This window comes from Sphingobium sp. BS19, from assembly GCF_027925545.1.
GTDB lineage: Bacteria > Pseudomonadota > Alphaproteobacteria > Sphingomonadales > Sphingomonadaceae > Sphingobium.
On record NZ_BSEF01000001.1, the window covers coordinates 220,339 to 247,009 of the forward strand.

The window sequence follows — 26,671 nt, forward strand, 5'->3', positions numbered from 1 at the left end:
CCTGATGAGCGCCATCACATCCTCATTGTCCAAGCCCGGATGCTGCCCGCGCTTCAATTACCCCTTGTTCGCCGCGTAATGCGGTCTGCCGGGCGAGGGGGCAAGTGCAATCATGCGAAGGAACGGATGGTCTTGATCAGGCCTTCCAGATCGCCACCCTCGCCATCGCGAATGGCAGTTTCGCGTAGCCGCCGGGCCCAGTCTGCCGCATCTTCGCGGTGCGCCAATAATTTGATTTCGTCGGTGACCCTGCCAAATTTCGAGACACCGCGCGCATGCGTATCGGAATAACCTTTGATAAGGCGCTGGCATTTCACGAGTTCTACGCCAAGCGCATAATTGCTTGGGGTCAGGTCGGCGACGAGTTTTAGCCAGTCATGGCGATGCGCTGTCTCGGTGGCGTGGCGCAGCGAAGCACGGCGCATGCGGCGCATGCCGGCAAGCGTATAGAGCATCAGGAACCAGCCTGGCGAATAGGTGCGCACGCGGCGGCCTTTGCTGATCCGCCGGTCTAACCAGGCATAGACGCGCTCGTGTCGCATGAGCCACTCGCCGAGCCGGACAGGTACCAGCCCGACCATTTCCTCCATACGGGGATGCATATATTCGGTCGTCTCGAATAGCTGATCTGGCCGCAAACCGATTTCATCGCCGATCCGCTGGCGACGCGCTGAACGCGTCTTGAGGTCAGCGACGCGGATCACATCATCATAAGTCATCGCATTGGCGATGTATTTGGCGGCATTGAGGGTGAGCGCAAAGCCCTTGCTCTCCCCCTTCAGCTCAACGTCGATCCGGTGAATCGCCTCGAGCGTGGTCAAATATTCCACGCCATAATCAAGATCCTGATAGTCCAGTACCTTTGCGAGCCCGGCGCGTGCCATCGGCTGGGCCTTTAGCGGGATGCTGGCCTGCAACCGCTCGACCAAGGCGGCAACCCGCGGCTGCATCGGCGCGGAGGGACTCCGAACCTGCTTCGTTGGCACTGGATCGGGAAGGGGCGTTACGTTCTCCGCATTGTTGTTCGCGCGGGCGAAGGCGGCGTCAAAGACGGCGATGCTCGCCGTCACGCCCTTGCCGTCGCCACGAATGACGGCGTGATAAGCTTCGACGGGGAAGGGTAATATTTCAGCCGCAGCCAGCGCACCGAACATGGCGGATGAAATGACGCTGCCATGCTTGGCTGCGAGCGCATTCATGTCGAAGATGATGCTGCGCTTGGCGGTGATGCCGATCGCGTCAGTCACTGCACCGCTATCGGCAATCCCCTTGCCGGGTGCGCTTTTTTCGCCAATCGCAAGGGATCTGTGGCTCGATGCGATGAGCGTCGTACGTTCCGGGGTAACGATCCCGCGCAGGATCGAACGACCTGCTTCGATGAACTCCGATGCGATGACGACGTCGACATCCCCTGGGGTCGGCATTTGCGCAAGGATCGGCGAGCGTCCGCCGCTCGCCTGCATCATTTCCACATAGTAAATGGTCGCGCCGGTGCGCTGCGCCACGCCGGGCACGGAGGTTGACTGGGCGACCCAGCCCGCATCCTCGGCTAGCTTGACGATCCAGCCGGTTAGCACGCCGCCGCCCTGGCCACCCATCGCAACGATGGCAATGGAGATCGGTCGCTCGGTCGCCGGACCACCCGGTGCAAGCGGAAGCTTCACTGTTTCATTGCGTATCATGCCACTGCCTCCAGCACTACGCGGCGACGGTCGCGACGCGCCTGCAGGAAGCCGATGAAGGCCAAAGCGCTTTTCGCCTTGAACTTGTCCCACCAACTGGGGTTGTGGATGATATCCGCGCGGTAGAAGGAGGGGCAAAGCACTGCCGCCTCGGAGACTTCACCGCAATTGCCGCAGCCCACGCAGCTATTGTCGATGGCGGCAACCGGGTCGTCGCGCAACGGATCGTCGAGATGCTTGACCGAGAGCGACGGACATCCGGAAAGCCGGATGCAGGCGTGATCGCCCGTGCACACATCTTCATCCACGCCGAAACGCTGCTTGATAACGCGCACGCCATTTTTGACCGCCCTGGCCTCCAGAGGTCGCACCCTGCGCTGCTTGTTAAGCATGCATTCGGATGACGCGATGATGATCTTAGGGCCCTTTTCCTTTGTGGTGAGGGCTTCAGTCAGCACGCGCTTCATCTTGCCGACATCATATGTGCGGTCGACTTCGCGCACCCAGGTCGCGCCGATGCCGCGCACGGCTTTGCCGATCGGGTTGTTGGTCTTCCGCGTCTTGTTGGGTGCGCGGGACGAGAGAATGTCCTGCCCGCCTGTCGCGGAGGAATAGAAATTATCGACGATCAGGAAAACGCCGTCATGTTTGTTGTACACGGCATTGCCGATGCCGCTGGTGAGGCCGTTGTGCCAGAAGCCGCCATCGCCCATCACCGCGATAGAGCGCTTGCCGGTGCTGCGGCTGAACGCCGATGCCGATGCGGCGCCAAGGCCAAAGCCCATCGTCGTGTTACCGAGGTTGAAGGGTGGCAGGATAGAAAAGAGGTGGCAGCCAATGTCGGCGGAGACATGATGCTCGCCCAACTCTTCCTGCACCATCTTCATCGCGGCGAAGATCGGCCTTTCCGGGCAGCCTGTGCATAGCCCCGGCGGGCGAGCCGGAACGACCGATTTGAGGTGCTCTACAGCCGCCAGCGCCAACACAGGCCGCGCGTCGGGGCGGGGAGGGCGGTTGCCGAGCGCCCGTGGATCATTCGTCTCGAAAAAGGCCTCGAACCCGCCCAGCAAGGCCTCGACCGAATAGTCGCCCCCCATCGGCAACACATCCTTGCCATGGATCCGCGCCGCAACATTGCACCGGCGCAACACGGTATTGAGCGCCTGCTCCAGATATTCGGGCTGGCCTTCCTCGACCATCAGCACCGCATCCTTGTTGCGCGAGAACGCCTCGATCTCGCTGTCGATCAGCGGATAAGTGACGTTGAGCACATAGAGCGGAACCTTGGTGTTTCCATAGGCATCCGACAGGCCAAGATACTGCAAGGCGCGGATGACATTGTTGTACATGCCGCCCTGCAGGATGATGCCAACCTTGCCCTCATCCGGACCGAAAAATTCGTTGAGCTTGTTCTCGCGGATGAAATTGATGGCTGCGGGCAAGCGATGGCGAATCTTCTCCTGCTCATGCTCATAGGCCGCAGGCGGGAGGACGATCCGTCCAAGGTCGCGGCGTGGCGTGTTCAGCGCATCGTCCAGCGTATAGGCGGGGCGGACATTATCCTTGCATACGAAGCTGCCGTGCATGTGGCACGTGCGAACCCGCACTTCGAGCATCACAGGAGTATTCGATGCCTCGGAGAGCTCGAAGCCCTTCTCGATAAAGTCGACGATCTGTGCGTGGTCGGGCCGCGGATCGAGCAGCCACATTTGCGACTTCATCGCGAAGGCATGCGTGCGCTCCTGCATGATCGAGGAGCCTTCGCCATAATCCTCACCGATGATGACCATTGCGCCGCCGGTTACGCCGCCAGAGGCGAGGTTGGCCAGCGCGTCAGACGCGACATTGGTGCCGACCGTGGATTTCCACGCCACCGCGCCGCGTAGCGGATACATGACCGAGGCCGAGAGCATGGCTGCCGCCGTTGCCTCGTTCGCTGAACTCTGAAAGTTGACGCCCAGTTCGCCCAGAATGTCCTGCGCGTCGGACAGAACGTCCATCAAATGGGAGATGGGCGAGCCTTGATAGCCACCGACATAAGAGACACCGGCCTGCAACAGGCCCTTGGTGATCGCCAATATGGCTTCACCCTTGAACACCTCTCCCTCGCCGAGGCGAAGATGTTCAACTTCTTTGGCGAAGGACCGTTCTGCCATCTTAATTCCCCTAGTTTCTATGCATATGCATATATTTAGAGGTAAATTAAGTCAACCAGATGATTATTTAGCCCTGCACGAGGTCGATGCGTTGGGCATTCATTGCGAATCCGGGCATGTAACGACGCAGGATTTCGGCCTCGATGACGGTCTTTTCCGAGGCATCGCGCGCCTTGCTCATCTCCGCATCGACAAGCGCTTCATCTCGCCCGAACGCGCGCAGGCCTGCCAGATCTGCCCAGACGAGCCAGAAGGATCGACCATCGGGGGCCAGCCAGCCCGGCGCAATTTGCGGCGCATAGGCGCGGGCGGCAGAGTCCCCATCGGGCAGCCAGGCTTTGTCCTCATGGATTTGGCGCCACGGACCCCAGGGATGATCCGCTACCCACAAGCCAAGATAGCTCGGCTTACCAAAGGCCGTACCGTCCGGCGCGCAACCGATCCCGGCGCTGGCCATCATATAAAGCCCCAGCGGCGCATTCCACACCACGCTCGGCAGCCAGGATTCGACCACCAGATCGCCTGGGAACAGATTGGCACTGTTCACCCAACCAAGCGGAAAGCTGTGGATCGGCTGGCGGCTGGCAATATCTGCCGACCATTGTGCTCCGCCACCGCGCGTGCGCCCTGCAAAGAAACGATATGCTCTGCGATCAAGTAAGCGATCCTTTTCGACGCGGAACAACATGAGCTGATTCATCAACCCATCGACACTTCCGTTCAGACCATAAGCATAGACATAGCCATCACGATCAGCCCCGCTCGCGCCGCCTTGCTGAAGAAAGGCCAGCAGCGAGAAGCAACCGTCCGGTTCATTGAAGAAGGGGAAACGCTCGCGTGATTGCGCGCTCCAATCCTCCCATACGACGGGGCTTGACCCATCCCCATTACGCCAGGTCGCACCGCCATCCGGCGAATGAATGAGCTTTGCGCCCGTCCAGCGCCGGGGGCGATCCTCGGCATGATCGAGCGTGGCGAGAGCCTGATAGATGTTCTGGCCAATCGCGATCACGCCGTGGCCATAATAATGCGGCGCACCTTCGGGATGGGTGGCTCGGTCCATGATAGGATAGCCTGCCAATTGCGCGAACCGGGCGCTCTGCGGTGGGCCATCGACCGTCCACAACCGCGTGCTGAAGAATGTCGCAGGCGGCGGCACCCAGCCGGGGCCATCGTTCACGACAACGATCTGGCGACCGTCGCCCACCACGGTCATCTTATATCCATCGCCCAGCCCGCCCAGCCGAGTGACGGTGCCTTTGGCGGGCACGACGTGTCCAATTGAAGAGGAACCGCGTCTCGACGGAGCTGCCAGAGCGGGGGGTATACCTGCGCCGGCGACGCACGAGGTAAGGCCAAACGCCAGGCTCTGGCGCAGGAAGTCGCGTCTGCGGTTCATCTGCAATCTCCGGGAGCGGGGGCCGCGCGGTGATGCGACAGCCCCCGAATAGGCTTACTTGATTTCGTTGCCTGTCTTCATCTCGACGGTGCCGTCAGCGCCCACCTTGAATAGCGGATCTTCCCGATCGCAGAAATATTCCTCCATTTGGTAATCGGGGTTCCGCTTGTAACCGTAGGTGAAGGTGTAGGGTTCGAGCAGCCGTTGCGGATCAGTGATAGTGATGGCGTCTTCCAGCAGATCGGGTCCGGTCAGACGGATCCGCTCGGTTATGACCATTTCACTACTGGAGGGAATCTCGAAGAAGTGCGCGCCTTCCTGCACACCCTTGGTGGTCACCACTAATGTATCGCCTTCCCATTTGCCGACGGAGAAGCCGTAATAATTAGGGTTGAGCGCCTCGATCGGGGGCATGGGCCGGTTGAGGTAGATGCGCCGTGTCTGCGTCAGGAATTCAGCGAGAACCGTAACCCGGCCGGGCGTCTGAAGAATTTCGAGCGGGAAGATCGCGCCCATTATCGCCGGCATACCCTCTGGCAGGCATTGCGTACTGGGGTCTACTCGCGGTTTGCCAGCCTTGATGAGCGCCTCTCGCTCAGCGCGCAGCTTCTTCCATTCAGTCGCATAAGGCTCCTTGAGCTTCGGGCCGTTCCCCGGCACGGGGAGCTCGAGAAACGAAAGCTCCTGTCCCGCAAAAGGATCGGGATAGATTTCCCATACGCCAGAGATGTCAGGCTCGTTCGCTGACGCTGCGGCGGGAGCCAGATTAAAGCCCGTAAAGGCGAGTGCTGCTGCAAGAAGCAGTGCAAGTTTCGGTTTGCGCATTCCCATTCTCCCTCCTGGCTGGGTGCGCCAGCCAGGCCTATTTTCTATGTCAATTGGGTGAGTGGTGCTGGATTACCAACCGCTCAGCGTACGCCCGTCCGGCAACTTGATGGTGTTGAGCATGCCGCCTGGCTGGCCATTGCGCAGCGGGTAGAAGCTCAGGTCCACCTTGTCGCCAGCCTTGAGCGAGTTGAAGGCCCAGCCGCCCTTGCGCATCATGTTCACGCTGCTGCACTCGAACACGTAGCGGGTAACTTTCGGTCCCTCCTGCACATTAACCACAACGAAGGAGTGTGGGTTGGTGAAGCGAAATTGCGAAATCGTAACTGAGGTCTTCTTTAAAACTTTCGTCTGATCGAACATCGCGAACGAATGATGCGCGAGTGCTGGACCGGCCAATATGGCTCCAAACATGCACAAAGTGATCGCTTTCGCGGCGATATGTCCAAAACGTTTCATATACCCGTCTCCTTATTCGTGCCCGCGGTCCCAGATTCGTCGCCGGATACGTTTGCCGAACCTGACGGCCAGTTAGGTATCTTGAGTGACGTTTGTGCTCGCGCGGTGAGTAACTATAATGGAATAACGTAACTTGCGTGCGGTACGCTGCGAAGGCGATTACAGTTGTGAAACCGTTACAAGCGACGGAAATATCAGCGATATTACAAGGGTTTTACGCTTGACCTTATTATTTCTCTGTTGGCTGTCTAATGTTGCCAAGCGGCCCCATTGTTGCGATCTGTGAATTGTGGACCAATCCTCTGATCCTGTGAAACCATCTGCCTTGCACGAGCGCCATCCAGGTCTTGTTGAAGCGTCTGGTGCTGCGCGCGCCGCGCTTGAGGCAAGCCGCTCGGATCGCCTGCTCCGGCTGTTTGACTATTTGCTGTCCAAGAGCCTCATGGGCGAAACACCATCGGAGCAGCAGATTGCGGCAGATGTTTTCAGCGCGGAAGATGCGCTGACGGGTGGGCAGGATCCTAATGTCCGCGTCTATGTTCATCGGCTACGCAAAGTACTCGAGACAGTTTTCGCTAATGCGACCGGCCCGAAACTGCACATACCCGTTGGCGAGTATCGCGTACGCCTGATCGAGCGAAGCGATGCGGGGGCACAATCCGTTGCCCTGCCACGCGTTCCTGTGGACGTAGCGGCCCGGCGGCGCAGGCTCGGCATCGTTATCCTGTCGGGCGTTGCCATTTTACTCGTTTTGCTGCTCGGCTGGCGTTGGGTGGATCGCGCGCCGCCCGCGCTGGCGCAAACAGCCCTGTGGCAAGCGCTGAGCGAAAGCGAGCGACCGCTCGTCGTAATCGTAGGGGACTATTATCTGTTCGCCAAAATCAATGGTGCATCCGCCGCACCTGATGGCGAGCCGCAACTGGTCTGGGATAAATCAGTACCGACCCGTGAAGACCTGACGGTGTTGCAAATGCTAGATCCATCGCAGGCTAATGCCGTGGTCGATTATAACCAGCAATTCGTGTCAGGCGGCACGATCGAGGCGCTGTCATCCCTGCGCGCCACCCTCAATCAGTTGCCCACTTTGCGCCGTAAGTCCGTCAAGCTGATACCTGCGTCGCAATTGACGCCGGAAATGCTCAAATCCTCAGATATCATCTACGTTGGCCAGTTTAGCGGCATGCCGGCCCTCTTGCGTGATCCGCTCGAGGAGGCGTCCGGTTTCCAGATCGATCCCGGCTTCGATGGCCTTACTGACCGGGTAAGCGCCAAGCGTTATCAATCGGATGGTATGATCCTCACCGATGAGCGGATCGGTCGGCGAGATTTTGCCTATCTGGCAAGCAGCCCTGGTCCCGCTGGCAATCATTTGCTCGTGATCGCAAGCATTGGCGAAGCAGGGCTTAAGGAAGCGGCATTGCTGAGCGGGAATCTGGCGCAAATGAAGACTCTGGGGTACGATCCTGCCAAACGGCTAAGCGGATTTGAGGTGCTGTATCGCGTCAGGACCATCAAGAACGTCAACATAGGCGCAACCAAATTGTTTAACCGGGCCCTGCGGGGGGCGGGCATCTGGGATAGTTCAGGAGACGTGGCGCCATATAGGCCCTTCGACAGCAGAAAAGCGTCGGCAGAATAGCGATGATGTGGCGCGGTGCAGGCGTTGGCTCCCCTGTCCGCTACGAGTAAGCTTCTGGCCGTTTTGGCAATGGTTGCGCGGGGTGATCCTCTGCACATTTTGTGCATGAAAACACTCAGTCTGGCCGTTGCTTTGTCCGCCCTGATGCCGTGCGCGGCATGGGCTGATCCTGTCGAAACTCTGGTCGCGCAGGAAATGGCGCGGAGCAATACGGCAGGTGTCGCCGTGGCGGTGGTCGATCGCGGGCGCATCGCGCGCGTGCAGGGCTTTGGCAAAGCCAATATTGAGCATGGCGTGCCCGTCCATGCCGATACGCTCTTCAAGGTGGCGGCCACGGGCATGCAGTTCACGGCGGCGGCGGTCATGCTGCTGGTCGAGGATGGCAAGATCGAACTGGATGCGCCTGTGTTGCGCTATCTGCCCAAGGCACCTGCGAAATGGGGCAAGGTGACGATCCGTCAGTTGCTAGACCACACATCGGGCCTGCCTGCGACGCCCAATGGCGATTTTCGCACAGATTATACGAATGCAGAGTTACTAGCCATCATAGCGGCGGAGGACCTTAATTTTCCAGCCGGAGCCCATTGGCGCTTCAGCTATGCGGGATATATCGTGCTCGGCTTCGTTATCGAGGAAGTGACGGGCGAGCATTGGTCGAGCTTCATGGCGCACCGCATCTTCACACCGCTCGGCATGAACGGCGCACGCAAAATTGACGAGATGGCTATAATCCCCAATCGCGCGGCAGGCTATGAGTTGCGCGAATCTGGGATGCGTAACGCGGAATGGGTATCGCCAACCGCTAATTCGACAGCCGATGGCTCGCTTTATCTTTCAGCGCTCGATTATGCGGTTTGGGCACAAGCTGTTTCGGAACGCCGCCTGCTTAGCCCGCAATCATGGGATATATTGGCCAGGCAAGCGCGTCTGGGAGATGGCGCGACCTGCGCCTATGTGCCCGGCTGGTCTGTCAGCATGCGCGGAACGCAGAAAGCCTGGGGGCAACTCGGCAGTTGGCAGGGGTTTCAGGGGTATACATTGCGATACCCTGATCGAGACCTTGCCATTGTTGTCTACGCCAACGGCGAGAAAGCCGATGTGCAGCGCGTCGCACGCACGATCGCCGGATTGACCGATCCTTCGCTTGCGTTGCCGCCAGCCACTCCGCGCACCGATGTCGATTCTACCACCCTCAAAGCGCGCTCTTTCATTGAGGATTTAGCAAAAGGGCGTGCGCGCGCTACCGATTTCACGAAGTTCGCAAAGCTCGATTTTGACGAACTGACTGCGCTATATGGCGCAATATTGGCCAATCTGGGGGAGCTTACCGAATTCGCGCTGTTCGACCAGTCGCCGAGCTGCGGTGAAACCACTTACCGCTATCGTGCGCGCTACACCAAGGGCGTGGTCGATATTCAGTTGGGGCTTACCAGTGCCGGTAAGATCGTCAACCTTGAGATCTCCCCCTTAAGCGAATGGACTCAACCGCTTTAGTTCGGAACGGCAACGCCCTGATACCGCGCGGTTGATACAGGCCGATCTGAGAAGGTCGGGCTCGACGTGAGATCATAGAAAGGCCGAATGCACAGCTTCTGCTTCGGACCCACTCCTACCGCTCAGGCATCCCTTTGCTCGTCTCTCGGCAGACAAAGAGCTTTCCCATTGCCGGTTCATCATGGGCACGGAACGGGTCAATGCGTGAAGGGTTTACGCCATTGGATGACAGGAGATGGTATGGCTGCACGACCCTATTGGAAAGGCCAGATCCGGCTCGCGCTCGTGTCTATCCCGGTCGAGATATATTCCGCGACCCGAAGCGGCGCGACGATTGCCTTCAATCAGATCCACGAGCCTTCAGGCAAGCGCATCAAATATGAGAAGGTGGTGCCGGGCATTGGACCGGTCGATCTCGACGATATCGTCAAAGGGTTCGAGTATTCCAAGGGCGAATATGTGCTGCTTGACGAAAAGGAAATCGAAGGCGTCAGGCTTGAGAGCAAGAAGACGCTCGAACTCACGCAGTTTGTCGACGCCCATGACATCGATATGATCTATTTCGAGAAACCCTATTACGTCGTGCCCGCAGACGAGCTTGCGGAAGAAGCGTTTATTGTCCTGCGCGAAGCGCTGCGGCGCAGTCGAAAGGTGGGGCTGGGCCAACTGGCGATGCGCGGCCGGGAATATGTCGTCAGTATAAAAGCGTGCGGTCGCGGAATGGTGATGGAGACGTTGCGCTATGCTGACGAAGTCAACAAGGCAGCAAGCTATTTCCGGGAAATCGGTGATGACGAGCCGGACGACGAACTGCTCGATCTCGCCACCACCTTAATCGACAAGAAGACCGGCAAGTTCGATGCTAGCGATTTCCATGATCGCTATGTCGATGCGCTCAAGGCGCTTATCGAGCAGAAAAAGAAGGGCAAAACGCTCAACATCGAGAGTGCCGATGAAGGTGGCAGCGACCCGAGGGGAGGGAATGTCGTCGATCTCATGGCTGCGCTGAAAAAATCCATCGGCCCAGAGAGCAAAGCCAAGTCTTCAGCAAAGAAGCCCGCTGGCAAAGCGACGACCAAGCGAGAGGTTAATTTGGCGGACAAGACACCGACCAAAGCACCCGCCCGGAAACGAGCGTAAATGGCAGCAGTTAGGGCTTAAGCGGTAAAGAGGCGGACCGAGCAGAATGGCGAAGGCTCAGGACAAACCTGCAAAAGACAGCCTGGACATCTATCGGGCAAAGCGTGATTTTGCGCGCACCGCAGAGCCTTCCGGTGCAGAATTCCCGACCGCCGGCAACGGCTTTGTCGTTCAGAAACATGCAGCGTCGCGGTTACACTACGACTTCCGCCTTGAACTCGACGGCGTTCTTGAGAGCTGGGCCGTCACTCGGGGGCCAAGCCCAAACCCCGACGACAAGCGATTGGCAGTACGTACCGAAGATCATCCGCTCGATTACGCCCGGTTCGAGGGCATTATTCCCAAAGGTGAATATGGCGGCGGCACGGTGATGCTGTGGGACAATGGCACCTGGGAGTCGATACCCGGCAAGGATCCACGCAAGACGTTGCCAGAGGGCCATCTCCATTTCATTCTCCATGGCCATCGTATGCAGGGCGAATGGATATTGTTTCGGCTCAAGCCACGCGGCAAAGAACGGGGTGAAAACTGGATATTGCGCAAGGTCAGCGATGGCTTTGCAGGGGGATCGGACGATCTTGTAAACCAGCATCTTACGAGCATCGACAGCAGCAGGACGATGGAAGAAATCGCCGCCGGTAAAAAAGTCCCCAAGCGTAAAATCCAAAAAGCGAAGCGTCCGGTGCAGCGAAAGACGAAGGGCGGCGTTCCACCGCCTTTCCGGCCGGTGCAACTCGCGACGCTTGTCGACCATGTACCCGCGGGCAAACAATGGCTCCATGAGTTAAAATATGACGGCTATCGCACGCTTTTGGCCATGAGCGGCGCTGGTGGAAAAGCCTATACCCGCTCAGGTCTCGACTGGTCCGATCGCTTTGCCGGGTTGATCGCGGACGCGGAAAAGTTGGAGGCATCCAGCGCACTGATCGATGGCGAGGCAGTGGTGATCCTACCCGATGGCCGCACCAGCTTTCAAGCATTGCAAGCGGCGCTTAAGAATGACGCCGACCGGATCGACTATATGGCGTTCGACCTTTTGCAATTGAATGGTGAGGATCTGACCGGTCGGCCCCTTCTCGAACGCAAGACATTGCTCGCCAAGCTGATCGGGGACGGGCTTGGGCGTATCCGCTATTCCGATCATATCGTCGGGCGGGGGGAGCAGCTATTCGAACGCTTCTGCAGTGCGGGGCTCGAAGGCGTCATCTCAAAGCGTGTCGATGCACGCTATTCTGGCGCCCGCTCCGGAAACTGGGTCAAGACCAAGTGCACCCGCCGTCAGGAATTCGTGATCGTAGGCTGGTTGCCATCGGACAAGCAGCGCGGATTCAGATCGCTGCTGCTGGGCGTCCATGAAAAGGGCAAGCTGCGTTTCGCCGGGAAAGTCGGCACCGGCTTCTCTGCGGACGAGATGGAGAGGCTGCTGGAGCTGATGGCGCCACTTGCGCGGAAACAACCCACAGTCGAGGCACCGCCTGCGGCCGTGCGCCAAGTGCACTGGATCAAGCCCAAACTGGTTGCGGAGGTCGCCTATGCAGAGTTTACGGACGAGGGAGTGCTGCGCCATTCGAGCTATCTGGGTTTGCGAGAAGACAAGAAGCCGGAAGCGGTCGTGCTTGAGGTGGATTTGCCCGTCGAGCAGGTAACCCGACCCACCGCCACCAGCGGCGTGAAAATCAGCAATCGCGAACGGGTGATATTTCCAGAGGGTGAAATCACGAAGGGCAATCTGGCCGACTATTATGAGGCGGTGGCGGATATCATGCTGCCTTGGGCAGGCAGTCGACCGATCAGCCTCGTGCGATGCCCACAGGGCCGCGACAAGAAATGCTTTTTCCAGAAGCATGACGCCGGAAGCTTTGGCAAAGCGGTAAAGCAGGTGCGCATCGTCGAAAAGGATGGGGAGGAGGAATCCTACCTTTTCGTGGATGCGCCCGCCGGCCTCTTCACGTGCGTCCAGATGGGGACCATAGAATTTCATGGTTGGGGTGCCCGTATCGAGGATGTCGAGAAACCGGACAGGCTGGTGTTCGACCTCGATCCCGATGAGGGGCTTGAATTTAAGGATGTGGTGTCGGCTGCCTTTCATCTTAAAGACACGCTGGCGCAGATGGGTCTCGTCACCTTTCCCATGGTGACCGGCGGAAAGGGTGTCCATGTGATCGCGCCGCTGACCCCAGGCGCGGAATGGCCGCAGGTCAAGGATTTTGCGCACCGTTTCGCCACTGCATTATCGCAGGCCGATCCTGACCGGTTTACCGCAGCTCTGGCCAAGGCGAAGCGTACAGGCAAAATCTTCATCGACTATTTGCGTAACCAGCGCGGGGCGACCGCCGTCATGCCCTATAGCGCGCGTTCGCGGCCGTTCGCGCCGATTGCCGTGCCGCTAAGCTGGGAAGAACTGCGTAATCTCGATAGCCCAGCGCATTGGCATATTGCGGATGCGGCAGAGATGGTGAAGCGTGCGGCCTCCAAGGATTTGGTACAGTGGGGCAGAGCCGATCAGTGTCTACCTGACCTCTAGAAACGGCCCGACTGGATTGGCGGAGGACGCAGCAGACATAGCAGGTGTTGCGCGCTCCGCCCCACTCCTTGCGTTGGTGAGTGCGATCCGTACGCCCGCCCTAACGTCGGTTAATATGATTTCTAAATGAGGATTGGACCTATCCGACGTCCAGGCGTTGTCCGCTCATAAGGAGGCGTAGCGTCGAGGCTGCGCTTCACGGACATCATCAGAGGAGTCGGAAATGTCCATGACCCTGGCAACAGACGAAGCCCCCCCGGCAACATCGAAGCTGAAAGACGAACGTACGAGTGCGATCGCCGCCCTGACCCAACCTAAGGGCGACGACTTGATAGGACGGTCGGTCACGATCAACCGTCCGCGAGAAGAGCTGTTCGCCTATTGGCGCGATTTCTCCAACCTGCCCACGTTTATGGATAATGTCGAACGGATCGACGTCTTGTCCGACACGAAATCCCACTGGGTGGTTAAAGCACCGGCGGGAAAAACCGTGGAATGGGATGCCATCATCACCGAAGAGAAACCGGGTGCGCTGATCGCCTGGACATCGGCTGAGGGCGCTGACGTACCCAATAGCGGGCGTATCGAATTTGTGGATGCTGCGGAGCGCGGGACAATCGTCAGGGCGACAATCGCCTACGACCCACCCGTCGGCGTCGTGGGCAAGGTGATCGCCAAGCTGTTCCAGCGTGAGCCCGCCATCCAGGCGCGACGCGACTTGCGGCGGTTCAAGCAATTGATGGAAACCGGAGAGGTCGCAACGGCGGCCTGGACACAAAAACAACGCGACGAGGAGAACGCCTGATGCGCGCACTTACATGGCACGGTAAGCATGACGTCCGCGTCGATACGGTCGATGATCCGGAGATTCTCAACCCGCGCGACGCTATCATCAAGATCACCTCGACGGCGATCTGCGGTTCCGACTTGCATCTTTACGACGGGTATATCCCGACCATGCAGGCAGGCGACATTCTTGGCCATGAGTTCATGGGCGAAGTTGTAGAAACTGGTGCCAAATCTACCTTGAAAAAGGGCCAGCGGGTCGTGGTGCCTTTCACCATCGCCTGCGGTAGTTGCTATCATTGCGGCAAGCATCAATATTCCGCATGCGACAATGGCAACCCGGCTGACAATCAGGACATCGGTCAGGAGATGTACGGCCAGCCCATGTCGGGACTGTTCGGCTACAGCCACCTCACGGGAGGCTATGCCGGTGGGCAGGCCGAATATGTCCGCGTTCCGTTCAGCGATGTGGGACCGATTATTGTGCCTGATGGCTTGGACGACGACGAGGTGCTGTTCCTTTCCGATATTCTGCCCACTGGCTGGCAGGCTGCGGAAAATGCGGACATCGAACCGGGTGATACGGTCGCTGTCTGGGGCTGCGGCCCGGTCGGGTTGTTTGCGGTCCAGTCCGCCTTCCTGATGGGCGCGCACCGCGTCATCGCAATCGACCATTTCCCGCATCGCTTGGACTTGGCCAAGAAATTCGGGGCGGAAACGATCAACTTCGAAGAATCAAAAACTTACGAAGCGCTTATGGAAATGACTGGCGGCACCGGGCCTGACGCGGTGATCGACGCGGTCGGACTCGAAGCCCATGGCTTCTTCGTCGACAATGTGGTCGATCAGATTAAGGCGTCGCTGTTCCTGGGGACCGATCGCACCCATTCGATCCGGCAGGCGATCCATGCCTGTCGCAAGGGCGGCCGCGTGTCAATGCCGGCCGTCTATGGCGGCTTCGTAGACAAATTTCCGCTGGGCGCATTCATGGAAAAAGGTCTGACGCTCAAGACCGGCCAGACAAGCGTGCAGCATTATATGCCTGCCCTGCTCAACGCGATCCTGGAAGGCAAGATCGACACGACCTTTCTCATATCCCATCGCATGAGCCTTGAGGACGCGCCCAAGGGTTACAAGATGTTCCATGACAATCAGAATGACGTGACCAAGATCGTGCTGAAGCCCGGTCTGGCCGCCGCGATATAATAGGAGACGCACCATGGCAGGCAAGTTTGCAATCGTTACAGGCGCCTCGACCGGCATCGGCTTCGAACTGGCCTCTATCGCGGCAGAAAACGGCTATGACTTGCTGGTCGTTGCTGACGAACCGCTGATCGATGCCGCTGCGCAGGACTTTAAGCAGAATAACGTCGACGTTGTATCGTTGGAGGCTGATCTGGCTACATTGGAGGGCGTCGATGCGCTCCTTGCTGCCACAAACGGCAGAAAAGTCGACCTGCTATGCGCAAATGCCGGGCGCGGGCTCGGTCACGGCTTTCTGGATCAGGACGTGGCTGACTGGCGGCGTGTCGTGGACACCAACATCACTGGCACGCTGTATTTGCTCCAGAAAGTCTTGAAGGAGATGGTCGCGCGCGACGCAGGCAAAGTGCTTATTACCGGATCTATCGCTGGCTTTATACCAGGCAGCTTTCAGGCAGTGTATAATGGCTCAAAGGCGTTTGTAGACAGCTTTGCCGATGCGATCCGCAATGAGATCAAGGAAAACAAGGGGGTCACCATCACGACCTTGATGCCCGGACCGGTGGAAACCGAATTCTTCGATCGCGCCGATATGCTTGATACCAGCGTGGGTTCCTCGGAAAGCAAAAGCGATCCGGCCGACGTCGCCCGCGATGGCTGGGACGCCTTAATGAAGGGCGAGGCTCATATCGTGTCTGGATGGAAGAACAAAATTCAGGCTGCAGTGGCGCACGTAACGCCGGCTGCGGTTCTGGCGGAACAGCATCGCAAAATGGCGGAACCCGGGTCGGGCGACGATGACTAGGAGACGGCCTGCGCAAGCGGCTTGTCAGAGCCGTTCGTTGGCGTGGGCATGCTGACTTCACGCCTCCTATCCAACCGCGTCAAACGATCTATCCGCCATCAGGTGGTCAGTTTGTTCAACGATGGGAGAAAGAGGGAGACGCCGGTATCGAGAAGCAGCAACGCTCTGTTGGACGAAGGGTCGGCTGCATGGCGCGTGCATGGCGATGTCACATCCATGATGGTGGGCGGGATAAGCAGCCTGCTGATGCAGATGCTGCATCCGGCTGTGCTGGCAGGGGTGTGGGATCATTCTAATTTCCGCGCCGACATGCATGGCCGCTTGCGGCGAACCGCGCGCTTTATCGCCACGACGACCTACGCCGATCGCCAGCAGGCGGAAGCTGCCATGGCGCGGGTTCGTGCCGTGCATGACCATGTCACGGGCGCTCTGCCTGACGGTACTGCCTACCACGCCAATGATCCCGCGCTGCTTGCCTGGGTCCATGTTACCGAAACGAGCAGCTTCTTGGACGCGTGGATCCGCTATGGTGAACCGGGCATGTCCTTGGACGACCAGAATCGCTATTTCGCGGAAATGGCGGTGATCGGCGGCACGATGGGCGCCGACCCGGTTCCCACTTGCCGATCCCATGCGCGTGCGTTGATCGAAAAGATGCGTCCACAATTGTACTTTGATGCAAGAACGGAGACGGTGGCACGATTGATACTGCACGGAGGTGCGACCCGATTAATGGCGGAAATGCCAAGAAGGTTGGCAGCTCAAGCGGCGGTAGACCTATTGCCACATTGGGCGCAGGTTATGCACGGACTTAACCTAACGCCTTTGGAGCGCCCGATCATCCGCGCAGGCACGTTCGGCGTTGCCCAGACAGTGCGTTGGGCGTTCAAATGACCAAACCCGTTACCTTCGACCTAGAAGCACTGCGCCTGTCCATGGAGGAGGCCGCTAGTCGTGGAGATTTTGAAACTGCCGCGGCTCTGAGAGACCGCATCAGTCTTTTGCGCGGCATCCCGGCGGGAACCCAGCCCGTGGATTTCGATACCACGGGATTGGACCGTCAGAAGCCCGGTGCCATGGGGTTGGGGACGAGCCGACAACGTGCATCTCCACCTCCCGGATGGTCACCGCCCAAGAAGCCGGATCTCATGACCCAAGGGCGATCTCGGCGCGGCAAAGGCAGCAACAGCGACAAGTAAAACCGAGTTTTGGGCCGCCGGATCGTTCGTCGTGACGGATTGCAGCTACTGCGCGTGCGGCCCGGCAAGATGTGTTTTGACCGCCGCATAGACTGCCCGAGCCTTGATCAATGCGTCGAAATGAAGACGTTGCCGGCTGGAGCCGATCGCGATGGCCCCATCGACGATCTTCCTGCTGTCTCGCCACAGTCGATGACAGTTGTTCGCTTCGCGCGGTACGCAGGTGTCGAACGACATATGGGGCTGACGTCCGATCCTACTTCTGATGTCCCGCATCAATAGCTGGCCAGGGGCGTAGGCCCGATATTCTTCATCGAAGGCCATCTTGAAGCCATGGCCCCAAGTCGAGGATTCAAACCAACTCGACATGGCGACGGTCCGGCCATTGGCCGACAAGCTGCACAATCGTGTGCTGCCGTTTGCATGGCCGCGTTCGATGACGGTGCGAAACAGAATTTCCGTTGCTGGATCGCTACGGAGCGCGCTGCCCATGCGGCCCTTCCAGCCGGATGCCTCCATTTCCAAAAAGGCATCGATCCAGGCAGCGCAGGGCTGACCCGCATCGAGCATTGTGATGGCCACAGGACCATGATCGCGTTCAAGGCGCTGCGATAGGCTGCGCAGTCGACCTTGTGTTTTGGCATCGCCGCGCACTTTGGCATCTTCGCCAGCGCGGTGCGCGGGGCGCTCAAGGCACTGGATGGTGTGACATGCACGCCCTTCCTGCTTGCACAGGTCGAACAAAGCGATGCTGACCGGATCGTCGGCGTCGAATCTTTCAAAATGAAGCAATATTTCGCCGCTGGTGCGCATGTCGAGGAACGCAAGTAATCTATCCCAGAAGATTTTCGCCGATTGCGCTGCAACCAATGGCGTCCCCAGAAACTGGTTGGTAGCTGACCAATTGCGCCATATGCGTGCAGGCCAGCGTCCAAATCGTTGTTCGGCAATCAGCGGCATCACGCCAAGCCATCGCCCGCGTCCATGGCTAACGACAACAAGCATCGCGTCACTGCCATCATGGGAATGGCTTAGCGCGGCTTTCATAAACCAATCCTGCACAAACACATTGGCAGCACCGGCTTGTGCGGACAATGCCGCCCAGCACGCGCAATCGTGTGCTGTTAGGTCCGCGTAACGCAACATGCGTACATTTAGCTGGTTCGCACCAACCGCTAACTCCTCATCGCTATTACTCGCACGAAAGGCGCTGGCGGGCGGCAAGGCACTCATAACAGACCGGCTTTGCGTGCCACACGGCAACCGAGCGAACGCCATTTCGGCACCTTTGGCCATGTGGGTATGGCGCCGGTCGGCAATCCGCAGCGGCGCAACATCGGATTGATCTGCAGCGCGTCTCCAACCGACTGGCTCCATTCACTCTGCCACGTTATCGATAGAGACACTGAAGGTTCCGCGCCCGCCTTTACCCAATGGGGCGACGCATAAGGAACGAAAAGCGCATCGCCGGGCCGCAGCGCGTGAATATTGGCCTCCGCTTCATAGGCGTCGTTCCAGGGCAGCATATTATTGCCCCCGCCATGATAGTCCTCGTGCCGCTCAAGCGGTAACCAAGGAGGAATGGGTTGATAGGTCGCAAACTGCTTATCGCCCGCAATCTGGAACAGGATGTTATATTCGCAGTCGAAGTGAAACGGCGTTAATGTACCAGGCGAAGAAATGAAGATGAATCCTCTGACGGTCAAACCCTTGCCGGTCGCAGGAAAAATTGAGGGTCCGATCTCATCCATCAGCCTTTCTAGCAACTCACGATAGGCGGGCAGTTGCTCTACGAAGCGGAGCATGACCCAGTTGCCGCTTGTACCGATAGATTGAATGACGCTTGCCGCATCGGCGTCGTCTGATCGGTCCATGGCAAACTCGCCGCCGTTCGCAGCGTTCGAGATCCGCCGCTCGACATATTGCGGCGGCAGTTCGAGCGCCGCTTTGGCCAGTGCATCCAATGATAAGAGGGGCTGATCCACGAGGCTGTGCTTCAGCATCGCTGGCGATAGAGGATAGGCACTGGCGAAGGGGCCGAGACTGGACGGGGCGAGGAAGGTCATAGCGGCAAGTCTTCAGCGAGGGCAATTGACTCAGCATTGCCGCTGAAGGCTGAAAATCCAGTTAAGTGCCGCACGTTCGTTCTGGTGCAATTCCTTACCAAAGTGCGTTCCGCTTAGATTCCCCTAACAGCAATCCCAAAGCCAAGTGTTCACACTTGAAAAGGAAAGTGCTGCGGGACAAGGTTTGTCATGTTGCGCTGCCGCAATATCGGGGTTAGGGACCCCGCATTCGTATGGACCCGGTGCAATTCCGGGTGGCTATTCCGGCCGCCGATCCGCCGGACAACGCATTTCGCACCTTTGTTTACGCAACCGCGATGACGGCCTTGCTGCGATTTCTGCGGATTAGATATATATGAACACCACTTCCCTGGCCCGATATCGCGCCGAATGGTTTAGCAGTCCCAGCGGCGCGCGCCGAGATGTACTGGCTGGCATGGTCGGCACTTTCGCTCTGATTCCTGAAGTCATCGCTTTCTCCTTTGTCGCAGGCATCGACCCGGAAGTGGGAATTTTCGCCTCTTTCGTAATCGGGATCGTCATCGCCTTTGCTGGCGGCAGACCAGCAATGATCTCTGGCGCAGCCGGCTCGGTTGCACTTGTCGTGGCAGCGCTGGTCCACAGTCACGGCCTCCAATATCTGCTGGCTGCAACGCTTTTGGCAGGCATCCTGCAGATAGCTTTTGGCCTGCTGAAGCTGGACGTGTTGCTCAGATTTGTGTCGCGCTCGGTTCGAACCGGATTCGTCAATGCATTGGCGATACTGATTTTTTCAGCCCAGCTACCCCAGATGCTGGGAGTGACTTGGCATACTTATGCAATGATCGCATTCGGCCTCGGCATAATCTACTTGGTCCCTCGCGTGACGCGCTCCATTCCGTCTCCGCTAATCTGCATCGTCGCTCTGACGATCATCAGCGTGGCGTTTCCAATGCCTATCCACACCGTGGCCGACCTTGGTCGATTGCCCGCATCGCTGCCCTCTTTCCATCTTCCCGATTTTCCGCTCACTCTGGAGGCTCTGCGCATCGTTGCGCCTTACGCCTTCGCGATCGCGGCAGTCGGGTTGCTGGAATCGATGATGACGGCCAGCGTAGTCGATGACCTCACGGAAACGACAAGTTCGAAGGCGCGGGAGTGCACGGGTCTGGGGCTTGCCAACCTCTTGGCGGGCCTGTTCGGCGGCATCGCGGGATGCGGCATGATCGGCCAAACTGTCGGCAATGTGCGGTACGGCGGGAGAGGGCGCCTCTCAACACTGGTTGCGGGGGTGTTCCTGCTTGTCGTCATGGTCCCGCTGCGCCCATGGGTTGCGCAGGTGCCGGTCGCAGCCTTGGTTGCGATCATGATCATGGTCTCCATCAGCACCTTCTCGTGGGGCTCGCTGGCGGACCTGGCACGTCATCCAAAGGTTTCGGGGGTGGTCATGCTGGCCACAGTTGCAGTGACGGTCGCCACGCACGACCTGTCCGCTGGAGTCGCGGTAGGCGTGCTGCTCAGCGGCGTATTTTTTGCCTTCAAGGTCACGAAATTAATGCACGTCGACGACGATCTCGATCCTGTAACCGGCATCCGAACCTACACCGTCACGGGGCAGATTTTCTTCGCCAGCGCGGAGATCTTTGCCGATAAATTCGATCTTCGTGATACGACGGATCGTGTTCGGATCGATCTGACGGACGCTCACCTTTGGGACGTCACGGCTGTGGGAGCCTTGGATGATGTTGTTACCAAGATGCGCCGACACGGTACGATTGTGGAACTGATCGGACTCAACCAGGCCAGCGCGATCCTTGTCGACCGGCACGCGCCGTTGGTTCGAGGGGCGACAGTTTAGTTGAGGCTATAGGTGTCGAGAATGAAACGGAAACGATGGGGCAGGGGTTCGGCATGCACGCCTTTCCCATCGTCCGCTTTGCGCCGGATATTTGCACCATTACGTGCTCACGCGCCTATTTGACGTTTGCCAACATCGCGGTCATCCGCTTCGCTGCCATGGGAGGCAGCTTTACCGCTTTTGCTGCGGCGATGTCAGCCGGGGTCACCTTGCCGACCTGCACCAGCGCCACCATGCCCATGGAATAATGGGGCATGCACTTGATACCGTAGAGGCCAACTTTCGTCACCTTCATGGCGACTTCCTTATTCATGAGGCCTTTCATTGGCGTAGCGCCGGTGGGAAGCATCGTAGGCAATGTTTCTGCATTATGCGCAACATCGGTAGGCTTGAAGTAGATGGTATCGCCTGGGGCCGCTTTAACGAAGGCTGGTTCGAACACCATTGCTCCGCCGACACCGGAGTTTTTCATATGAACTATGATGTCTTTGGCGCTAACCGGCACTGCAGTTATTGCCGTAAGTGTAGCGATCAGGACGGCAACAGTTTGAAAGCGCATATATTCTCTCCATTATGTCGGTCACCCTGGCCGATGCCGTAATTCGATACGCATGTCTTCCGACATGGCGCGTGGACGTACAATTGGCCATTGGTCTTAAGGCTCACCGCTCCGGCGCAGCAGGAACCAGGGGGTGGCCCAAGCTACTCCAGCCGTCCGTGCCTTCTGCGAACCACCAAATATTGGTGTAGCCCATCTTTCGCAGCCGGCGCGCGGCGTTCCAGCCCATCCAGCAGTCAGCAAGACAGAATGTAACGATCATGCGGTTTTTCCGGCCCTGCGTCAGCCGGGACACACTCTGCGCAAACGCGGCAGCAATTGCCGGCGGCGGCGTGCCTCGTCCGACCTCGGGGAACCAATGTGCACCGGGCAGCGAGTTGTGCGGCTGTGCCAGTCGCCAAGTGCCGTCGTCCTGCCTTTGCCCGCCCTCTGCAGGAAGAACATCGATCAAAAGCACGTCGCGCGTCGGGTTTAACGTTGCGACTGCTGATGCTGCGATCCTGGGTGCCCCTTCAGGTGCGTGCCGGACTGGGCCGCGATAATGCGACGTCCGGTAGCCCTCGGTGTCAAACACATGATCCTGCGCAGATAAAGGGCCACAGATGGCACCCAGCATCCCCAGCCATGCGAACTTTTTTCCAACAACCATGCGAAGCCGCCTACCGGACCAAAGGTGCAATAGTAGCGGCAGAGGATCGGGATTACTTTAGTCCTTTGGGAGAACAATATGCGGCGCTGCGTTCTGGGTGTGGTTGCGTTGGTGGCCGCTGCTGGCTCGGTCGCAGGAGCCGCGCCATATCCCCCTGATCCACTGCAATCGCCAATGTGGACTGCCCATGCCGAGACGATTTTTGGGGACGATCCGGTCCGTTTCGATCCGCGCGTCAAAGTGACCTATCCTGAGATAGCGGAAAACCAGCGTGCCTTTCCCGTGGCGCTCGACGCGCGCAACATTCCCGATGTCAAACGCATGGTGATATTTGCCGATCTCAATCCTATTCCCATAGCCGTCGATTATAGTCCGACAGCGGCGCAAGCCTATATCGCCACGCGCATCAAGCTCGATCAGCGCACGCCTGTGCGTGGCGCGGTGCAACTGATGAGCGGCGAATGGCTTGTCGGCGGCGGCTGGGTCGATGCAGCAGGAGGCGGCTGTTCCGCGCCACCGATCAGCCGCGTGAAGGGCGATTGGGCACAGCATCTGGGCGAAATACGCGGCGAAGGATGGCCGATGGTCGCACAAAGCGGCGCGCAGCCTTTGAGCCGCCTGCGTGTCAGCTTCCGACATCCAATGGACACTGGCCTCGTCGCTAACATCGCAACCTATCATATCGAGGAGATCGTAGTTAAAAACGCGGTGGGCGCGGTTTTGGGTGAAATGGCGTTGTGGGCATCGGTGTCTGAAGACCCGGCGCTGACGATCATGCCCAATGCTGCGGTGGGTGATAGGCTCACGGTCGTCGGGCGCGACACTAATGGCCGCGAATACACCGCGAAGATTGCCATTGCCGCACAATCGCCGATACCGTTGGCTCTGGCGCAATGATCGTATCGCGTCGGACCGCCATTGCCGCGCTGATGGCGGCCCTCCCGGTCGCTGCACTGGCGCAGGCCAGCGACTACACGATTGCGCCCGAAAGCGTGGCTGACGGCATCTGGATGATCCACGGCGCTGACGCGCCCATATTGCGCGAAAATGGCGGCGCCATTGCAAATATCGTGATTATCGACACACCGACTGGCACAGTGCTGGTCGATAGTGGCCCCTCGCTGCGCTACGGTCGCGCGCTTAAGGCGGCTGCGGAACGTCTGACGGGCAAGCCGGTCGTGCGGGTATATATCACTCATCTGCATCCCGATCATGGCATGGGCATCGCGGCGTTCGACCCAGCGATAGTGGCTGCGCTGCCTCAGACGATTACCGACTTGCAGCGTGATGGACAGGGCTTTTCCGATGCGTTGTATCGACTTCTGGGCGATTGGATGCGCGGCACCGATCTTGTTTTACCGGCGCTTCGGATCGGTTCGGATTTCGAGGATTTTGGCGGACGGCGGATCGGGCTGATAGCGCTTGCAGGGCATAGCGCCGCCGATCTCGCGCTGCTGGACGAGCGAACTGGAACGCTGATCGGTGGTGATCTGCTTTTCAACCGGCGCGCGCCCAGCACGCCAACTGCCGATCTGGGCGTGTGGCGCACAAGTCTAGATCGATTGCGCGCTCTCCCGCACAAGGCGGCGATCCCCGGTCACGGTCCGTTCGATCCGGGTGGCGTTGCGGCCATTGCGCAAACACGCGACTGGATAGATTGGCTGGAAACGACGATGACCCAAGCCGTCGCCAGCGGCCTGGACATGGTGGAAGCGGGACAATTACCGATCCCGGCGCGCTTCGCCGAGATGGCCGCTGCTCGCTACGAATTGCAGCGCAGCGTTTCCCATCTGTACCCCGCTATCGAAGCCAGGATATTGCCCCGCGTGGACATCCCTAACCCTTAGAACTTCGCCTTGATCCCCGCATACCATCTCCGCGGCGCTCCCGGGCCATAGGCGCGCGGGTCCGAAGCATCCGGTGCTTCGGTAAGCGCAATTTCGCTGACATCGCTGAACGTGCCGAAGGTCGCGTATCGGCGGTTGAAGACATTGCGCACTTCGCCAAACAGGGTGACACCGCGCAGCACGTCCAGTCCGGCACGTATATTGGCAAGGATGTAGCCCGGCGTTTTGGGCGTCAGGTTCGACTCATCCCCCACCAGATACTGACCGCTGCGTCCCATGATATCCACGCCCACCGACCATTTCCGCTTGCCCGCCAGTGCTCCGCTGTAGTCGAGGCTCACCGTCGCGCTGTGTCTAGGGATGCCCGGGAGCGTATCGCCGCGCATAATGGCTATCGTTCCGTCCTCATCAGCTAGCGGATTGGCGGGGCTGGTGCGGACATGCGCTGTGCGGAACGTGCCATCGGTATAGGCATAGCTCAGATGCGCGCTCAGCCCACCTTGCGTGGCGGTCAGGCTCGCTTCGATCCCTTGCCGCCGCGTGTCGCCCACATTCTGGAAATAGGCGCGGCCTCGCACCTGCGATGCGATATACTGGATGTCGTTGGCGTTGACGGTGCGGTAAGCTGACAGTAGCCATTCGATCTTCCAGCCGCCTTGTCGCATTGTCCCCAGCGCTCCGGCTTCCCAGCTTTTGGCCACGACCTGTTTCAGCGGCGGGTCCGCCACGAAGAAATTGGTCAAGCTGCATGGCGCATTTTCATCCGCGCAGGACAATTCTGCGGGGGTCGGCGCGCGATTGCTCTGGGCATAGCCAATGCGAAGCGAGGCAGCGTCCGACACACGATAATCCAGCTCGATGCCCGGGTTCAGCCGCTGAAAACTGTGCTTGCCGTTCAGCGCCGTGCCGATCTGATCCTGCAACACGATGCGCGCATGATTGTACCGCAGCCCGAGTTCCGCCGAAAGGCGCGGGCCGAGCGGTAAGCGGTCCTGAATGAAGGCGCCCCAGTAGCGGGTATGCGCAACGAGTCCTACCGGCGCTATGGCACCGTCGGGCTGGACGATGCGGTTCCCCAAACCTTCCACGCTCCTGTCGTCGGTCAGCGCGCCAAGTTCGGTCGAGGTGTCGAAACGGGTGCGGCTGGCGTCATAGCTGGTGCCGATCGAAAGATAATTTTCGCCGCCGAACAAAGGGCGCGTGTCAATGATTTGTGCCAGTGCACCCACTGCCCGGGTGCTGGTGCGGCTACGGTTCAGCACACCATAGCCTTCGCCGCTCAGCGTGTCGGCGATTTGCGCGCCCGCAGCATCGACCAGCGGCGCTTCCTCGTCGGCGCTTTCGAGGCACAGGATTCCCTCTATATCGCCGCATTCCTCAATGTCGGCGGCATCGCCATTCACGGTCCGCGTCTTCAGGCTTTGCCCGTAAAGACTGGCTTCGATGCGCGTGGTTTCGGACAATGCCAACCAAGGATGAAGGCTGACTCGGCCATAGCGGTTGCGCGTATTGTCGGGATGGGTGAACACCGACTGCCGCCGCGCCGCGAGCAACTCGACCGGTGAAACGCCGTTGCCCGTCAGATTGCTGTCTGCGCCCACGACCTTCACATGCAAGCCGCCGCCTGCGGTGTCGAAGCCAAAGTCGGCATAGCCGTTGTACAGGCGGGACGGGCTGAAATCCCGCCAGCCGCCATCCTTGCTATACTGGATCGCGGCAAAAGCACTGACGTCACCGCTTGTAAATCCGCCGGATGCCACAGCTTCGCGATAGCCGAAGCGGCCACCCGTGAACGATGCATCGATGCCGGGATCGCTGTGCCCCGTCTTCGTCTCCAGCACGATCGCGCCGCCCAGTGCGTTCAGCCCATAGATCGGACTGGCGTCGAGCAATGTCAGGGACCGGATCGCGGCTTCAGGGATAAGGTCGAACGAAACCGTATCGCCGAACGGCTGATTGAACCGCGCGCCATCAAGGTAGGCGGCAAGACCTTGCGCCTGACCCTGTAATGGCGATGCGATAAAACCGCGATAAACGAGGTTCGGTTGCCAGGGATTATTCTGCGCATCCTGCAAGGTGACGCCTGCAACGTTGCGTGCCAGTGCCTGCAACAGATCTGGCGTGCCGGCACGGTCGATGTCGTCAGCGGTCACGCTTTGCGCATCGTCGGCATCCACGGCGCCGCCGGGCGCGGTTACGATAATCGGCTGCGCGCCTGCGCTCCCGCATGCCACCAACCACGGCAACGCTGCGATTGCTCCGATCATTGCATTGCGCTTCACACCCTTCTCCCGCCGCTTTTATTGTGTGCTGTCATCGCTATGGGCTGGCGAACGCAGCGGCCATTGTACCTTTGGTCAATGATGAGCAGGCAGGCGCAACGAAGAAGCGGTGCCCCATCG

22 protein-coding genes and 1 other annotated feature are annotated in these 26,671 nt (G+C 59.0%); of the genes, 12 read left to right on the forward strand and 10 right to left on the reverse strand.

The window, feature by feature from the left end; all coding sequences use genetic code 11:
- Positions 1-110: 110 nt before the first annotated feature.
- The 5 genes from QMG56_RS01115 to QMG56_RS01135 form a co-directional block, all read right to left on the reverse strand.
- The gene (locus QMG56_RS01115; protein WP_281820692.1) at positions 111-1,682 is read right to left on the reverse strand and encodes an indolepyruvate oxidoreductase subunit beta family protein; all 1,572 of its coding nucleotides are present in this window, start codon (positions 1,680-1,682) and stop codon (positions 111-113) included.
- The gene (locus QMG56_RS01120) at positions 1,679-3,838 is read right to left on the reverse strand and encodes an indolepyruvate ferredoxin oxidoreductase subunit alpha (protein WP_281820693.1); all 2,160 of its coding nucleotides are present in this window, start codon (positions 3,836-3,838) and stop codon (positions 1,679-1,681) included. The genes QMG56_RS01115 and QMG56_RS01120 overlap by 4 nt, the downstream gene beginning before the upstream one ends.
- 67 nt (positions 3,839-3,905) lie before the next feature.
- On the reverse strand, positions 3,906-5,237 hold the full coding sequence (locus QMG56_RS01125; protein WP_281820694.1) for a DUF4185 domain-containing protein: 1,332 nt from the start codon (positions 5,235-5,237) through the stop codon (positions 3,906-3,908).
- A 54-nt stretch (positions 5,238-5,291) separates the two neighbouring features.
- Positions 5,292-6,062: a hypothetical protein gene (locus tag QMG56_RS01130; RefSeq protein ID WP_281820695.1), complete on the reverse strand. Its 771-nt coding sequence runs from the start codon at positions 6,060-6,062 to the stop codon at positions 5,292-5,294.
- Between the two features lie 72 nt (positions 6,063-6,134).
- Positions 6,135-6,521: a DUF6152 family protein gene (locus tag QMG56_RS01135; RefSeq protein ID WP_230189610.1), complete on the reverse strand. Its 387-nt coding sequence runs from the start codon at positions 6,519-6,521 to the stop codon at positions 6,135-6,137.
- Positions 6,522-6,846: 325 nt separating this feature from the next.
- Between QMG56_RS01135 and QMG56_RS01140 the strand changes: the two genes are divergently transcribed.
- The 9 genes from QMG56_RS01140 to QMG56_RS01180 all read left to right on the forward strand — a co-directional run bounded on the left by QMG56_RS01140 (position 6,847) and on the right by QMG56_RS01180 (position 17,311).
- Complete coding sequence (locus QMG56_RS01140) at positions 6,847-8,160, forward strand: hypothetical protein (RefSeq protein WP_281820697.1); 1,314 nt, start codon at positions 6,847-6,849, stop codon at positions 8,158-8,160.
- 105 nt (positions 8,161-8,265) lie between these two features.
- Positions 8,266-9,654: a serine hydrolase gene (locus QMG56_RS01145; protein ID WP_281820700.1), complete on the forward strand. Its 1,389-nt coding sequence runs from the start codon at positions 8,266-8,268 to the stop codon at positions 9,652-9,654.
- Positions 9,655-9,894: 240 nt separating this feature from the next.
- Positions 9,895-10,794 (forward strand): Ku protein, encoded by a 900-nt coding sequence (locus QMG56_RS01150; protein WP_281820702.1) that lies wholly within the window; start codon positions 9,895-9,897, stop codon positions 10,792-10,794.
- A gap of 46 nt (positions 10,795-10,840) precedes the next feature.
- Positions 10,841-13,318, forward strand: coding sequence for a DNA ligase D (gene ligD / locus QMG56_RS01155; RefSeq protein ID WP_281820704.1), 2,478 nt, complete (start codon positions 10,841-10,843; stop codon positions 13,316-13,318).
- A gap of 229 nt (positions 13,319-13,547) precedes the next feature.
- The gene (locus QMG56_RS01160; RefSeq protein ID WP_281820964.1) at positions 13,548-14,123 is read left to right on the forward strand and encodes an SRPBCC family protein; all 576 of its coding nucleotides are present in this window, start codon (positions 13,548-13,550) and stop codon (positions 14,121-14,123) included.
- On the forward strand, positions 14,123-15,310 hold the full coding sequence (locus QMG56_RS01165; RefSeq protein ID WP_281820706.1) for a zinc-dependent alcohol dehydrogenase: 1,188 nt from the start codon (positions 14,123-14,125) through the stop codon (positions 15,308-15,310). The genes QMG56_RS01160 and QMG56_RS01165 overlap by 1 nt, the downstream gene beginning before the upstream one ends.
- A 13-nt stretch (positions 15,311-15,323) precedes the next feature.
- The gene (locus QMG56_RS01170; RefSeq protein ID WP_281820707.1) at positions 15,324-16,112 is read left to right on the forward strand and encodes an SDR family oxidoreductase; all 789 of its coding nucleotides are present in this window, start codon (positions 15,324-15,326) and stop codon (positions 16,110-16,112) included.
- A gap of 48 nt (positions 16,113-16,160) precedes the next feature.
- On the forward strand, positions 16,161-17,006 hold the full coding sequence (locus QMG56_RS01175) for an oxygenase MpaB family protein (protein WP_230189602.1): 846 nt from the start codon (positions 16,161-16,163) through the stop codon (positions 17,004-17,006).
- Positions 17,003-17,311 (forward strand): UvrB/UvrC motif-containing protein, encoded by a 309-nt coding sequence (locus tag QMG56_RS01180; RefSeq protein WP_281820710.1) that lies wholly within the window; start codon positions 17,003-17,005, stop codon positions 17,309-17,311. The genes QMG56_RS01175 and QMG56_RS01180 overlap by 4 nt, the downstream gene beginning before the upstream one ends.
- Before the next feature lie 45 nt (positions 17,312-17,356).
- Here QMG56_RS01180 and QMG56_RS01185 read toward each other — a convergent pair whose 3' ends face one another.
- Together QMG56_RS01185 and QMG56_RS01190 are read right to left on the reverse strand one after the other, a co-directional pair.
- Complete coding sequence (locus QMG56_RS01185; RefSeq protein ID WP_281820712.1) at positions 17,357-18,358, reverse strand: GNAT family N-acetyltransferase; 1,002 nt, start codon at positions 18,356-18,358, stop codon at positions 17,357-17,359.
- A 182-nt stretch (positions 18,359-18,540) separates the two neighbouring features.
- The gene (locus tag QMG56_RS01190; protein WP_281820714.1) at positions 18,541-19,377 is read right to left on the reverse strand and encodes a transcription factor jumonji, JmjC; all 837 of its coding nucleotides are present in this window, start codon (positions 19,375-19,377) and stop codon (positions 18,541-18,543) included.
- A 232-nt stretch (positions 19,378-19,609) separates the two neighbouring features.
- Positions 19,610-19,665: a sequence feature (sul1 is cis-regulatory element that is thought to sense ions involved in sulfur or methionine metabolism; They are found in Alphaproteobacteria), on the forward strand.
- 67 nt (positions 19,666-19,732) lie between these two features.
- Between QMG56_RS01190 and QMG56_RS01195 the strand changes: the two genes are divergently transcribed.
- Positions 19,733-21,214 carry a SulP family inorganic anion transporter gene (locus QMG56_RS01195; protein ID WP_281820715.1) on the forward strand — a complete coding sequence of 494 codons (1,482 nt, stop codon included), beginning with the start codon at positions 19,733-19,735 and terminating at the stop codon, positions 21,212-21,214.
- Positions 21,215-21,329: 115 nt separating this feature from the next.
- On the opposite strand, the gene QMG56_RS01200 is transcribed toward QMG56_RS01195, so the two are convergent.
- Both QMG56_RS01200 and QMG56_RS01205 read right to left on the reverse strand, forming a co-directional pair.
- On the reverse strand, positions 21,330-21,773 hold the full coding sequence (locus tag QMG56_RS01200) for a pseudoazurin (RefSeq protein WP_230189597.1): 444 nt from the start codon (positions 21,771-21,773) through the stop codon (positions 21,330-21,332).
- Between the two features lie 103 nt (positions 21,774-21,876).
- Positions 21,877-22,422, reverse strand: a complete 546-nt coding sequence (locus tag QMG56_RS01205) for a rhodanese-like domain-containing protein (protein ID WP_375713607.1) — start codon at positions 22,420-22,422, stop codon at positions 21,877-21,879.
- Between the two features lie 78 nt (positions 22,423-22,500).
- Between QMG56_RS01205 and QMG56_RS01210 the strand changes: the two genes are divergently transcribed.
- A complete protein-coding gene (locus QMG56_RS01210) occupies positions 22,501-23,319 on the forward strand; it encodes a quinoprotein dehydrogenase-associated SoxYZ-like carrier (protein ID WP_281820719.1) in 819 nt (272 codons plus the stop codon).
- Positions 23,316-24,269, forward strand: a complete 954-nt coding sequence (locus QMG56_RS01215; protein ID WP_281820720.1) for a quinoprotein relay system zinc metallohydrolase 1 — start codon at positions 23,316-23,318, stop codon at positions 24,267-24,269. Before QMG56_RS01210 ends, QMG56_RS01215 begins: the two co-directional genes overlap by 4 nt.
- Here QMG56_RS01215 and QMG56_RS01220 read toward each other — a convergent pair.
- Positions 24,266-26,536, reverse strand: coding sequence for a TonB-dependent receptor (locus QMG56_RS01220; RefSeq protein ID WP_281820967.1), 2,271 nt, complete (start codon positions 26,534-26,536; stop codon positions 24,266-24,268). The genes QMG56_RS01215 and QMG56_RS01220 overlap by 4 nt on opposite strands.
- Between the last annotated feature and the right edge of the window lie 135 nt (positions 26,537-26,671).